Origin of the sequence: Cohnella ginsengisoli, from assembly GCF_029525555.1 — a bacterium.
Classification (GTDB): domain Bacteria; phylum Bacillota; class Bacilli; order Paenibacillales; family Paenibacillaceae; genus Cohnella; species Cohnella ginsengisoli.
This window is the reverse complement of sequence record NZ_JAPDHZ010000008.1, coordinates 657,197-669,737: the sequence shown is the minus strand read 5'-3', so window position 1 is coordinate 669,737 and position 12,541 is coordinate 657,197. Positions and strand designations below refer to the sequence as shown.

Here is a 12,541-nt window from a genome sequence, read left to right as displayed (position 1 = left end):
TTTTTGTGCATGCCGTTCGCGTTTCTCCCTCATCGCTTCAATCCTCCGCTCCTTCGATCGCATCAGTTCCGTTCAATTCCTTTTTGCGCCCGTAAAATACGTCCAGCAGCTCCCCTGTGTAGGTACGGCCTTCTCCCTCGTATACAATCAGCGGCGGGAGCAGCCGCAGCTCCGGACGTCCGCCTAAGCTGGCTTCGATCAGTACCATGTTCGCTTCCGCTCCCGCGCGCGAATGCACGAAGCGCATCCGCTTCGGCTCGAGCCGGTACCGCTGCATCGCGGCCATGATCTCCGCCAGACGGGACGGACGATGGACCATGGAGACGCGCCCGCCCTCGCGGACGCTTCGCGCCGATGCAGATACGACATCCTCCAGTGTGCATCCGATCTCATGGCGGGCTAGCGCCTGATGCAAGTTTCCTTTGTGCTCTCCGGATCCGACGGGCTTGTACGGCGGATTCACCGTCACTGCGTCGTAGGCTTCGCCTCCCTGGAGGGCAGGCAGCGTCTTAAGGTCCGCTTCCCGGATACCGATCCGCGACTGCAATTCGTTGTAGTCGACGCTCCGCCGGGCCATGTCCGCGAGCCGGGGCTGCAGCTCTACGCCCTCGATAGACGCATCGGTCCGCGTCGCTAGCAGGAGCGGGATCACGCCGTTTCCCGTGCACAGGTCGAGGATTCGTCCTCTCTTCGGTATGCCCGCGAATCTGGCGAGAAGAACGGCGTCCAACGAGAAGCTGAAAACCTCTTTGCTCTGTATGATTTTATATTCATGCGTCAGCAGGTCATCCAGCCGTTCGCCTTCCAGCAACGGCGGCTTCCCGAGCGTGATGTTATCGTTTTCATTCAACGTTCAACGCACCGTCCCGAATTTTTTCTTCTATTATATATGCGTCATTTCGTACCGCTTTTTTTGTACCTTAATTACGTCTCTAAGCTTACTCGATTTGCGGATTCAATGCCAGCATTCTGAACGAGGGGAGTAAGCCAAGAATGCCCCCTTCGCAAAAAAAAGCCGGCTCCCCCCGGATTGGAGAGTCGGCCGTGCGTGGGTAATAACCAACTAAGGCTTACTAAGAAACGAGAGGCAAAACAAGCAGTCGCCTTCCATCCGCAAATGTCCGTAGTATACGTTGCAGATATGGAAGCCTTCGTGGTACAGCCGGGCCAGATTGTCGTAGCCTTCGCCAATGGACGATCCGGCCGCGGTCTCGGCTTGCTCCTGTTGGCGGGTATCGGCCGGTTCCTCCGACACGTCGACCGCAGGTTCTGCCGCGAATTCAATGTTCTCGCGCTTGAAGATCTTGCGCAGCTGCTGGTTCTCGATGCGCAGCCGCTGGTTTTCTTCGACCAATTCCTTAATCTTGAGCTTAAGCGAACCGAATTCCGTATGGAGGCCGCCTAGCTTCGCCTCGAGTTCATCCACGCCTAAGTATACATCCTTCATGGGCAAGCTCCACCTTAAAGCCAGGTTGTGTCGGTGACGATAGGTGCTGCTGGAATTACTTTACGACGACTTCTTCAAAAGGAAGCTCTTTGACCTTGCCGACCTCGAACAGCTGAACGTGAACGCTGCGGCTGCCGGCATTGAGACCGACGACCTTGCCGTCTCCGAACGAGGTGACGACGATCTTACCGACGGCCGGCATCTCTTCCTTGGCGCTCTCATAATTGTCGTGCTCGAACTTGAGACAGCACATGAGGCGACCGCACAGACCGGAGATCTTGGTCGGGTTCAGCGATAGATTCTGATCCTTGGCCATCTTGATCGATACCGGCTCGAAGTCCCCCAGCCAGGAGGAGCAGCAGAGCACGCGGCCGCAGGGGCCGATGCCGCCCAGCATCTTGGCTTCGTCCCGCACCCCGATCTGACGGAGCTCGATACGGGTCCGGAATACGCCTGCCAGGTCCTTCACCAGCTCCCGGAAGTCGACTCGACCCTCGGCCGTGAAGTAGAAAATAATCTTGTTGCGGTCAAACGTGTATTCGACGTCCACCAGCTTCATTCGGAGCTGATGGTCCTTGATTTTCTGCAATCCGATGGCAAAAGCGTTTTTCGCCGCGTTCCGGTTTTCCTCGACTGCATGCGCATCGCTGTCCGCAGCGACGCGTATAACCCTCTTGAGCGGAAGGACGACGTCGGCCTCGCCGACGGTCTTCGGTCCGATGACGACCGTGCCGTATTCGACGCCTCGCGCGGTCTCGACGATGACATGCTGGTCCTTGGCTACCGGATGTTCGGCCGGGTCAAAATAATAGACCTTGCCCGCTTTCTTGAAGCGGACGCCGACAACCTCGTACAAAACTACCCCCTCCCGTACGCCGCTGCAGACGCTCCGATGCGGTCTAACCCGCCGTCTGCGCGGACGTCACTAGAAATTGCTCGAAAGCGAGCTGCGGCTGCACGTTCGCCTTAATGCGGCGGACGGCGGACAGCGCCGCTTCCATCGACCGGGTCCAGGCATGGACGCTACGGGTCCAAGCCTGCTTGGAGAGCCATTCCGCTTGATCGGGAAAGACGAGCCTCTCCTCTCGGCCGGTCATGACGTAAATCATATCTCTATACCATAAAGCAAACAGTTGCAGCAATATGTCGGTATGCTCGGCCAGATCCGTCTTAAATACCTGTGTCTGCGCGGTTAGCAGCACGCCAGGGAACCGGGACGGGATCTCCCTGCCTAATTGTATCACTACGTTTCGGATTTCTGCAAACCAATTCTCGGCTGCCAGCGCCCGTGCGGCTTCAAACCCCGCGGACAAATGAACGACCGATTTGGCGATCAGCGGCGGCGTGCCTTCCCGTATGAGCAGCGCCTCCATCGCCTTCGGATCGCCCGGCGTGAACGGCACGAGCTGCGTTCGCGATACGATCGTCGGCAGCATCGCCTGCTCGCTCTGCGCGATCAGGATCGCTACGACGGGCGACGGCGGCTCCTCCAGAAACTTCAGCAGGCTGTTGGCCGCTTGGACCGTCATCGTCTCCGCCGCTTCGATCACGTAGATCTTGCGCTGCGAGCCGGCGCTGCGATATGACAGCTCCCGCTGCAGCTCGCGGATCTGATCGATCTTCACCGTCTGGCCGTCCGGGACGATCCGGTGAAGATCGGGATGGTTGCCGTGCTCGACTTTGCGGCACGTCAGGCACTCGCCGCACGCATCGTCGCCGCCGCGCTCGCATAGCAGCGTCATCGCGAAGGCTTGCGCCATCGCGCTTCTCCCCGAGCCCTGCGGGCCCGCGAACAGGTAGGCGTGCGCGACCTTGCCGCTTCGGATCATGCCCTGCAGGAGCCTCTTGGCCCGATCCTGGCCCGGTACCGATGCGATCGCCATTGCGCTGAACCTTCTCTCGTTGATGGACTAAATTTTATTGCAACGGCTTGAGCGCCGTTAGAATACCAGGTTGATCAGAAGTCCCCGAATCTCGCCTACCCTTTGCAGAAGCTCCAGCCGGCCTTCTTCGCTGCCTAGGAGCTCCTCGCCCATGGCTACGAGCATCGAATCGACTTCCTCCAATATTTTGTACCGCTTGCCGCGTCCGCGACGATCCCAGCCCTTCGTCTCCTTCAGGGCGATGCCGCGCTTGAGCGTATCTTCAAGGAAGCCCTTGACCATCATCCGATACAGCTTCAGCTCGCGGACGGTCATCGAACGCATGAGCCTGTCGCCCTGCAGGCGAATGTCCTCCAGCTTGCGCTGCAGCTCCTCCTGGGAGCGCCCCTCATCGTTCTGCTGCATCAGATCGCCGAAGTTCGGCATCTCGCGCGGACGAGCGTTCGTATCCGTCCGTTGAATCTTATTGTTCGGGGGAAAATAACCCGGCTGGATCTTCATCCCGCTTCACATCCCGCCTGATAGTTAGAAGTGTTCGAAACGTTCGACCGGGACCACGAAGACAGCTGCGCCGCCCACCTGCACCTCGACCGGAAATGGAATATAGGAGTCGGCTGCGCCGCTGACCGGAGAGACAGGGGTAACCAATTGGTCGCGCACTTTGCAGTTGGCACGGATGACGTCGAGCACCTGCTGTACCCGTTCGTCCTCGATCCCGATCAGGAACGTCGTATTCCCGGCTTTTAGAAATCCTCCGGTACTAGCGAGCTTCGTCGCGCGGAACCCTTCTTTGATGAGCGCATTGGAGAGCCTGTTGCTATCCTTGTCTTGTGCTACGGCGATGACCAGCTTCATCCATCATTCCTCCCAATTCAATGTAATATGAGCTTCTCTTTATAAAATTTGACGCCGCGGCTTCAAATCCTGCCCCCCGGACGCATATTTGCAAGCGCTATCTCCCGGTGGACATGGCAGAGAACCGCTTTTTACCGCTACGATCTTATTCAGTCCGGTCGAAAAAGCGATCCAGTGCGCCCGCAACCGCCGCGAACACGTCCTCGATAACCCGATTGGCATCGACGCGCACGATTCGGTCCGGGAATCGCGCCAGCGCCTCCAGATAACCCTCCCGCACGCGATGGTGAAAGGTTAAAGACTCCAGATCCAGTCGATTGATCTCCCGGCTGCCGTGCGCGTGGATCCGCTGAATGCCGATCTCGGGATCGACGTCCAGATAAATCGTCAGATCGGGGAATCCGCCTTCGATCGCGAAAGCGTTGATCGACATCACCTCGTCGATGCCAAGCCCTCTGGCGAATCCCTGATAGGCCAGGCTGCTATCGATAAAGCGATCGCATAAGATCGTCTTACCCTGTGCGAGGGTAGGTACAATCTTTTCGACGTAGTGCTGCCTGCGTGCCGCCGCGTACAGCAGCGCTTCCGTGCGGCCGTCCATGGCGGTATTGCCGTTATCCAGCACGATCGCGCGGATCTGCTCCGCGATGGCGATGCCGCCGGGCTCGCGCGTCGACACGACATCCAAGCCCTTCTTGCGCAAGTAATCCAGCATCATCACGGCGATCGTCGATTTTCCCGCGCCTTCGTTGCCTTCTATTGTTATGAAATGGCCTCTCTTCATCCTGCGAATGCTCCGATTCTATATAATAGGCAGACGCCCCTTGCGTCTACTCTTCTCTATTATAGCCTGAAAGCTTCGCAGGTTGAACGATTATCGTAGACTGCCTGCGATTCCCGCTGCTGGCGGCCAACGTTCGAAACCCCCCACAACAACCCATAGACAACGGCCGCAAGCGCGCTCGCCGCCATAATATCGAAGCATACGTTAAACATGAAGAGATGTTTGCCGAGATCCGCTTCCCCGTCTCCCATGAGCGACACGGTCACGGCCATCGCGCCCGCGGCCCCGATGAAGGCAAGCGTCTCCGCCAGCAGTCTGGAGCCGGGCCGGCCGGCGCTTCTGCTCCACCAGGCGGCTAGCAGCGCATAATAGACGGCATAGCATGAGACAAACCATGCCAGCGTATTCGGCATATGCCGATGCTTCCATTCGCTCCAAGCACTAAACGCGTAAGACAGCTCGCTGCGCTCACGGCCGGCCGACTCGCTATAATTTCCCAGGTAATAGGGTCTGACGGCGGTTCCGTTCTCCGCCGCCTTCTCCAGCTTGCTCACGAACCGGTCGGGATGCCGCGCGTAGTACAAGGCAATGTCCCTGTGCGACAGCCGATCCAGCACCTCCCGCCGAAGCGTAGGGTCGCTCTGGGGCACGATCGTGTCCTTCTGAAAATAGTTCGTGCCCGCCAATCCCGCGTACTTGTCCGGAATGCCCAGCTCTTGCATATCCCGCCTCAGGTCTGGCGTATCCTTGAGCGCGCCGAAAAAGATCGATTGATACAGGTTGATATGTCTGAGCTGATCCGGCGCCAGCGCCATCATAAGGATCGCCGATAGCGCCAGGATGCACGCCCCGATCCTTCCGCGCAACCGCCAGCCTCTATCGGGACGGAGCGAGGCCATACGCCAAGCCAGGATGGCCAGCAGGAAGCCAATAGGCGCGTTTTGAATCTTCGAGGTTGCCAAAGCGACGCCGGCGCCCACGAACAGCGCCAGCAACCATGCCGACGGAAGACGGACGGTTTGCTGCGGATCATCAGGCTCTGCCGAACTTCGCCTGTCCGGTTCGAGCCGCGACGCGATCGCGACCGCCGCGCCTAAGGCAAGCAGGGTAGCGACCAAGGCATACGGCTCTCCGAAGAAAGATTGATAATACGCGGTATAGCCGACGTCGCAAAAGACGACGATGCCGATGATCGCCAAAAGGGCAGCGGCGACCCCAGTCGCGTATTTCCCCCGCATCGTCGGTGCATAGCGCACGAGAAGCCACAGGGCAGAGAGCATAAGCGTCATATAGCAGAAGCCGAGGACGCGAATATCGAAGGTACGTTGATCGATAAGTCTCCCTATTCCTCCGGCGATAGCCACGAGCAGCACATGCGTGGATACATAACCGCCGGACGTAAAGCCGCCGTAGCGATAGAGCTGGTGGGCGTAGCCGAAGTAACGGTCCGCATAGGACTCCTGCGGATCTGCGTAGGCAATGCCCGAAGCGCCCATGACGCGATTGAAGTCGCCATTGTCCGCGATCCCGATGACAGGCGGCACGAACAGCAAGTACGCAAGGATAGCCGCCGCTGCGCCCAAGGCGATCCAAGCCGTGATTATCCGAGATTCGGGCATTTTACGCGTCGCTGCACCGTTCATACGTTATCCCCTTCCGTCAGGACTTGGATGGTCGCCAACGATTCGTCCGACGCCCCCCTGGAACCGCGCTCCGGCGGCTGCTAGGCGTTTTAGCTCCTCTAAGGCGTCTTTAGATATAGGTTCTCCCGGATACAGAAGAGGAATGCCGGGCGGATACGGAATGATCCATTCGCCGCAAATACGGCCTGCGGCCGCTTCAAGAGACACGGTTGATGTATGAGTGGTTCTTCTTCTGATTGTAACTGGTTCTGAGATCTGACCGTAAGTCTGACCGTAGGTAATACTGGGCGACGCGTTATTAGCCGGGGATTGCTGATCGCGAGAGCTTTCCAGCCTTTCCATTTCCAGCTCTCCGGCGATTTCATTCAGCGCTCGAAGCAAAACATCCGCATCTACTTCTCTCGTACCGGGTCCGAGCGCCAATACCGCATATTTCGCATCCGCCATCTCGACGACGCAGCCTTGCTCCTCCAACTTCGCTTGGAGCTCGAACCCGTTCAGCCTCTCTCGTGTTTCCTTAATCGATAGCTTCAACGGATCATCTGCATTCAGCGCTTCGAAGGGCAGTCCGGCACACGCTTCGCGCACGGTTCGGGACACCGCAAGCGCCGGTTCGAACAAGGTAGACCCTCGCACATGGATTTCCCTTCGGGCGAGATCAAGCGATGCCATCAACGGATAAGACGGACTCGAGCTTTGTACCATGCCAAGCGCCTGCCGAATAGCCGGCCTGTATACTAGATCGCCTTGCATATGAAGCATGGCGCTCATCGTCAGCGAGCTCAACATCTTATGCGTCGATTGAACGACGACGTCCGCTCCGGCTTGGAGCGCGTTGCGGGGAAATGCCGGATGAAGGCCAAAGTGGGCACCGTGCGCTTCATCGACCAGCACAGGTATTTGCCTCGCGTGCGCTGCTTCAACCAGAGGCACCAGGTTAGCGGTCATCCCATAATAATTGGGACTGCACAGAATAAGGGCTTTGGCCTCCCCCGTATGTATCAATAGCGCGAATGACAGTCTCTACGCGAGGCGCTATAGCGATACTTGAGCGATTGTCCAGTTCAGGCGTCAAAAAAACGCATCGGGCGCCCGCAAGCGCCAGACCGTGAATGATGGATTTGTGCACGTTGCGTTGTACCAGGACTAGATCGCCCGGATCGCAGATCCCGAGTATCATCGCCAGATTGCCCGCGGTGCTGCCCCCCGACGAGGAAACGTGTCTCCTCCGCGCCGAAGCATGCCGCCGCCAGATCCTGAGCCTGCACGATCGCTCCGCTCGGATCATGGAGATCGTCCGAATCCGATAGCTCGGTGATATCAATATTCATCAAAATTCCGAAGTCCGCCGTAGCTCCCTCGTACTCATCGATGACAGCTCGCTGTTTATGCCCCGGGACGTGGAAAGGGGTCAACTCTTTTTTTAGCATGGCGTACAAGCATATCGAATAACGGCGCTTGCTCGTGCTTTGCCGATCCCATTTTCATACCTCGCTTAGTTTCATAAAATTTTACATAATCACCATTATATCAAATCCTTTGGCAAGCCCCAAACAACACAAAGAAGCGCCGTTCCTTCGGCACTTCTTCGTATTCCATTCTGCGTTGAATTGTTTATGGAGCCTGCCGTCAGCCTTCTGTATGAACCCACAATTGCTTCAATTGCTGTACGAAGAAAGGATAACGTTGATCTTCGACTTGCGTATTCACCATTTCCGACTCGCATGAATGACAAATAAATGAACGCATGATCCGAATGCCTTCCCGATCGCGATGTCCGCATACGATGCAGGTTTTGCTATCTTCTTCATTCATGGCATTCCCGCCTTTGGTTGGCTTATTATGAATAGTATGCCTCATACTCTATGAAAATATACGCTTGCTAGCGCGCTGCGCCAAAGAACTTAACAATAACTTCAATTCGAGCCGATAGTAACTACAGAAACCCTACAGCCGTACAAGGAGATTCTCTATGAAAATACTCGAGCCTGCGCGCGAGGCCACCGTCTATCATTATAAGCTGATTCGCAAAATTCCGATGCGCCCGGAAACTAAATATAGCTATATGACGACCGCTCTTTTAGGTGCTGGGTTCGTCACGGGTTTTTACGCATGGAAAGGGCTTGAGTGCATGGCGGTCGGCCTGATCGTCATGATACTCATTCACGCCGTCGTTCTGCGCATCACGTTGCGCCGCGTAGACGCCGCAGCCGGCAAACGCTGGAGCTTCCGCATCGACTGGCCATGGATCGGCCCCCCTGCCTGTCATGGACACGAGCCTTGGCCTCTTCCGCCGCCTTCACTTTCATCTGATGCTGGTCGGCTGCTGCGCCTCCGCGCTGCTTTATCCTTGGGCGCATCCGGCTCTCGTCATATCCCTGGTATACTGGCACTTCTGGCTGCTCTCTCCGCGTCTTACGCTACTCCTGCGTATGCGCAAGGAGCGTGGCAATGGCATCATCCGCTTGTCCGACACGGAAGTTTCCTACTATCACATTTAAAACCAGTTTTATGCGGGTTGCTTCTCAAGAGGACCGTGGATCCGTTATTTTTTTAAATCCGGCCTTTTAGTCTTCTTAGCGGAATTGGTTGGAATGTATGCCATTTGGGCCCCTGAACCTCCGTACTCCCTGCTGCTACCGAAACAGATTACCCGAACACAACAAAAAAACCACCTTCCGAAGAAGGTGGTTCTCTTTTTGCTGCGCTCGGCCTGGCGACGTCCTACTCTCCCAGGACCCTGCGGTCCAAGTACCATTGGCGCTGGAGGGCTTAACGGTCGTGTTCGAGATGGGTACGCGTGGGACCCCTCCGCCATTACCACCAGACCTACTGTGCGACGAAGTCGTCACAGCCGCATGACGGTCGCCCGTCGTGCGATTGCAGCTTCACAGAGCTTGCGCCCTGAAAACCGGATGCGAAACGAAGATGCGCTTAGAAATTCTCTTGCCTGTGCGGCTTGCCGTGGTCTGCTCGATAAGCAAACCGTAGGATAAGCCCTCGACCGATTAGTACTCGTCAGCTACACACATTGCTGTGCTTACACCCCGAGCCTATCAACCTCGTGTTCTCCAAGGGGTCTTACATACTGGGAAATCTCATCTTGAGGCGGGCTTCGCGCTTAGATGCTTTCAGCGCTTATCCCTCCCGCACTTGGCTACCCAGCGATGCTCCTGGCGGAACAACTGGTACACCAGCGGTGCGTCCATCCCGGTCCTCTCGTACTAAGGACAGCCCCTCTCAAATTTCCTACGCCCGCGACAGATAGGGACCGAACTGTCTCACGACGTTCTGAACCCAGCTCGCGTACCGCTTTAATGGGCGAACAGCCCAACCCTTGGGACCTACTTCAGCCCCAGGATGCGATGAGCCGACATCGAGGTGCCAAACCTCCCCCGTCGATGTGGACTCTTGGGGGAGATAAGCCTGTTATCCCCAGGGTAGCTTTTATCCGTTGAGCGATGGCCCTTCCATTCGGTACCACCGGATCACTAAGCCCGACTTTCGTCCCTGCTCGACTTGTAGGTCTCGCAGTCAAGCTCCCTTATGCCTTTGCACTCTTCGAATGATTTCCAACCATTCTGAGGGAACCTTGGGGCGCCTCCGTTACGCTTTAGGAGGCGACCGCCCCAGTCAAACTGTCCGCCTGACACGGTCCCTTCACCGGATTCACGGTGACAGGTTAGAACCTAGATACGATCAGGGTGGTATCCCAACGGCGCCTCCACCTAAGCTTGCGCTCAGGCTTCCTAGGCTCCCACCTATCCTGTACAGACCGTACCCAAGTTCAATATCAAGCTACAGTAAAGCTCCATGGGGTCTTTCCGTCACGTCGCGGGTAACCTGCATCTTCACAGGTACTAAAATTTCACCGGATCTCTCGTTGAGACAGCGCCCAAGTCGTTACGCCATTCGTGCGGGTCAGAATTTACCTGACAAGGAATTTCGCTACCTTAGGACCGTTATAGTTACGGCCGCCGTTTACTGGGGCTTCGGTTCACAGCTTCGGGTTGCCCCTAACCGCTCCCCTTAACCTTCCAGCACCGGGCAGGCGTCAGCCCGTATACTTCGCCTTACGGCTTCGCACAGACCTGTGTTTTTGCTAAACAGTCGCTTGGGCCTATTCACTGCGGCCCCCTCGGGCTATTCACCCTACCGAGGCACCCCTTCTCCCGAAGTTACGGGGTCATTTTGCCGAGTTCCTTAACGAGAGTTCTTCCGCGCGCCTTAGAATTCTCTTCTCGCCTACCTGTGTCGGTTTGCGGTACGGGCACCTTCTCCTGGCTAGAGGCTTTTCTCGGCAGCGTGAGCACGGAACCTTCGGTACTGTAATTTTCCCTCCCCATCACAGCTCAAGGTATTAGTGTGCGGATTTGCCTACACACACCCCTCACTGCTTGGACGAGCTATTCCATCAGCTCGCGTTCTTGCCCTCCTGCGTCCCCCCATCGCTCGTAACGGATTACGGTGGTACAGGAATTTCAACCTGTTGTCCTTCGACTACGCCTTTCGGCCTCGCCTTAGGTCCCGACTTACCCTGAGCGGACGAACCTTCCTCAGGAACCCTTAGGCTTTCGGCGGACAGGATTCTCACCTGTCTTTTCGTTACTCATACCGGCATTCTCACTTGAATGCAGTCCACCGGTCCTCTCGGTCCGACTTCAACCCGCATTCAACGCTCCCCTACCCAAGTACCCTAAGGTACATGCCATAGCTTCGGTGGTGTGTTTAGCCCCGTTACATTTTCGGCGCAGAGTCACTCGACCAGTGAGCTATTACGCACTCTTTAAATGGTGGCTGCTTCTAAGCCAACATCCTGGTTGTCTTCGCAACTCCACATCCTTTCCCACTTAACACACACTTGGGGACCTTAGCTGATGATCTGGGCTCTTTCCCTCTTGACGACGGATCTTAGCACTCGCCGTCTGACTCCCGAGCATACATCCATGGCATTCGGAGTTTGACTGGACTTGGTAACCCTTGGCGGGCCCCGCACCCAATCAGTGCTCTACCTCCATGATGCTAAATCTCGAGGCTAGCCCTAAAGCTATTTCGGGGAGAACCAGCTATCTCCGAGTTCGATTGGAATTTCTCCCCTACCCCCACGTCATCCCAGAGCTTTTCAACGCTCACGAGTTCGGGCCTCCAGTAAGTGTTACCTCACCTTCACCCTGCACAGGGGTAGATCACCCGGTTTCGGGTCTACGACTACGTACTAAAGCGCCCTATTCAGACTCGCTTTCGCTGCGGCTCCGTCTCTCCGACTTAACCTCGCACGTAAACGTAACTCGCCGGTTCATTCTACAAAAGGCACGCCATCACCCCTAGATCGGGCTCTGACTTCTTGTAAGCGCACGGTTTCAGGTTCTTTTTCACTCCGCTCCCGCGGTGCTTTTCACCTTTCCCTCACGGTACTGCTTCACTATCGGTCGCCAGGGAGTATTTAGCCTTGGCAGATGGTCCTGCCGGATTCCCACGGGGTTTCTCGTGTCCCGCGGTACTCGGGATCCGTCTCGGAGGGAGCAGACTTTCGGCTACGGGGCTTTTACCTTCTATGCCGGACCTTTCCAGATCTCTTCGCCTAACCTGCTCCTTTGTAACTCCATGTGAGACGTCCCACAACCCCTGAGAGCAAGCTCTCAGGTTTGGGCTAATCCGCTTTCGCTCGCCGCTACTGACGGAATCACTCTTGTTTTCTTCTCCTCCAGGTACTTAGATGTTTCAGTTCCCTGGGTGTGCCTCCTTATGAGCTATGTATTCACTCATAGGTGACTGGGCATGACCCCAGCCGGGTTTCCCCATTCGGACATCCCCGGATCAAAGCCTGCTTACGGCTCCCCGAGGCAATTTCGCTGTTCGCCGCGTCCTTCTTAGGCTCCTGGCGCCTAGGCATCCTCCGTGCGCCCTTAATAGCTTAACCTGTCGGCTA

General features: G+C 56.6%; 12 protein-coding genes, 2 rRNA genes and 1 pseudogene. 1 reads left to right on the top strand and 14 read right to left on the bottom strand.

Features of this window, described 5'->3' with window-relative positions; all coding sequences use genetic code 11:
* Nucleotides 1–37: 37 nt before the first annotated feature.
* The 12 genes and pseudogenes from OMP38_RS33935 to OMP38_RS33890 form a co-directional block, all read right to left on the bottom strand.
* On the bottom strand, nucleotides 38–850 hold the full coding sequence (locus tag OMP38_RS33935) for a tRNA1(Val) (adenine(37)-N6)-methyltransferase (RefSeq protein WP_277568957.1): 813 nt from the start codon (nucleotides 848–850) through the stop codon (nucleotides 38–40).
* Between the two features lie 213 nt (nucleotides 851–1,063).
* On the bottom strand, nucleotides 1,064–1,447 hold the full coding sequence (locus tag OMP38_RS33930) for an initiation-control protein YabA (RefSeq protein ID WP_420869795.1): 384 nt from the start codon (nucleotides 1,445–1,447) through the stop codon (nucleotides 1,064–1,066).
* Nucleotides 1,448–1,502: 55 nt separating this feature from the next.
* Complete coding sequence (locus OMP38_RS33925) at nucleotides 1,503–2,303, bottom strand: PSP1 domain-containing protein (protein ID WP_090117861.1); 801 nt, start codon at nucleotides 2,301–2,303, stop codon at nucleotides 1,503–1,505.
* A gap of 43 nt (nucleotides 2,304–2,346) precedes the next feature.
* Nucleotides 2,347–3,330 (bottom strand): DNA polymerase III subunit delta', encoded by a 984-nt coding sequence (gene holB / locus OMP38_RS33920; RefSeq protein WP_277568955.1) that lies wholly within the window; start codon nucleotides 3,328–3,330, stop codon nucleotides 2,347–2,349.
* Between the two features lie 57 nt (nucleotides 3,331–3,387).
* Nucleotides 3,388–3,831 carry a YaaR family protein gene (locus OMP38_RS33915; protein ID WP_277568954.1) on the bottom strand — a complete coding sequence of 148 codons (444 nt, stop codon included), beginning with the start codon at nucleotides 3,829–3,831 and terminating at the stop codon, nucleotides 3,388–3,390.
* Between the two features lie 24 nt (nucleotides 3,832–3,855).
* A complete protein-coding gene (locus OMP38_RS33910; protein ID WP_067781248.1) occupies nucleotides 3,856–4,185 on the bottom strand; it encodes a cyclic-di-AMP receptor in 330 nt (109 codons plus the stop codon).
* Nucleotides 4,186–4,330: 145 nt separating this feature from the next.
* Complete coding sequence (gene tmk, locus OMP38_RS33905; RefSeq protein WP_277568953.1) at nucleotides 4,331–4,969, bottom strand: dTMP kinase; 639 nt, start codon at nucleotides 4,967–4,969, stop codon at nucleotides 4,331–4,333.
* 59 nt (nucleotides 4,970–5,028) lie between these two features.
* On the bottom strand, nucleotides 5,029–6,612 hold the full coding sequence (gene wsfD / locus OMP38_RS33900) for a glycan biosynthesis hexose transferase WsfD (protein ID WP_277568952.1): 1,584 nt from the start codon (nucleotides 6,610–6,612) through the stop codon (nucleotides 5,029–5,031).
* 3 nt (nucleotides 6,613–6,615) lie between these two features.
* Nucleotides 6,616–7,617, bottom strand: a complete 1,002-nt coding sequence (locus OMP38_RS33895; RefSeq protein WP_277568951.1) for an aminotransferase class I/II-fold pyridoxal phosphate-dependent enzyme — start codon at nucleotides 7,615–7,617, stop codon at nucleotides 6,616–6,618.
* Nucleotides 7,550–7,900, bottom strand: a complete 351-nt coding sequence (locus tag OMP38_RS36560; RefSeq protein ID WP_420869810.1) for a hypothetical protein — start codon at nucleotides 7,898–7,900, stop codon at nucleotides 7,550–7,552. Before OMP38_RS36560 ends, OMP38_RS33895 begins: the two co-directional genes overlap by 68 nt.
* Nucleotides 7,833–8,042 (bottom strand): annotated as a pseudogene (locus OMP38_RS36555) (aminotransferase class I/II-fold pyridoxal phosphate-dependent enzyme); the annotation flags it as partial. The gene OMP38_RS36560 and the pseudogene OMP38_RS36555, both read right to left, overlap by 68 nt.
* A 199-nt stretch (nucleotides 8,043–8,241) precedes the next feature.
* Nucleotides 8,242–8,427, bottom strand: a complete 186-nt coding sequence (locus OMP38_RS33890) for a sigma factor G inhibitor Gin (protein ID WP_277568950.1) — start codon at nucleotides 8,425–8,427, stop codon at nucleotides 8,242–8,244.
* Nucleotides 8,428–8,584: 157 nt separating this feature from the next.
* Here OMP38_RS33890 and OMP38_RS33885 point away from each other — a divergent pair, with 157 nt between their 5' ends.
* Nucleotides 8,585–9,169 (top strand): hypothetical protein, encoded by a 585-nt coding sequence (locus tag OMP38_RS33885; protein WP_277568949.1) that lies wholly within the window; start codon nucleotides 8,585–8,587, stop codon nucleotides 9,167–9,169.
* Nucleotides 9,170–9,323: 154 nt separating this feature from the next.
* Here OMP38_RS33885 and rrf read toward each other — a convergent pair.
* Together rrf and OMP38_RS33875 are read right to left on the bottom strand one after the other, a co-directional pair.
* Nucleotides 9,324–9,440, bottom strand: a 5S ribosomal RNA gene (gene rrf / locus OMP38_RS33880).
* A 160-nt stretch (nucleotides 9,441–9,600) separates the two neighbouring features.
* Nucleotides 9,601–12,532, bottom strand: a 23S ribosomal RNA gene (locus OMP38_RS33875).
* Nucleotides 12,533–12,541 lie beyond the last annotated feature (9 nt).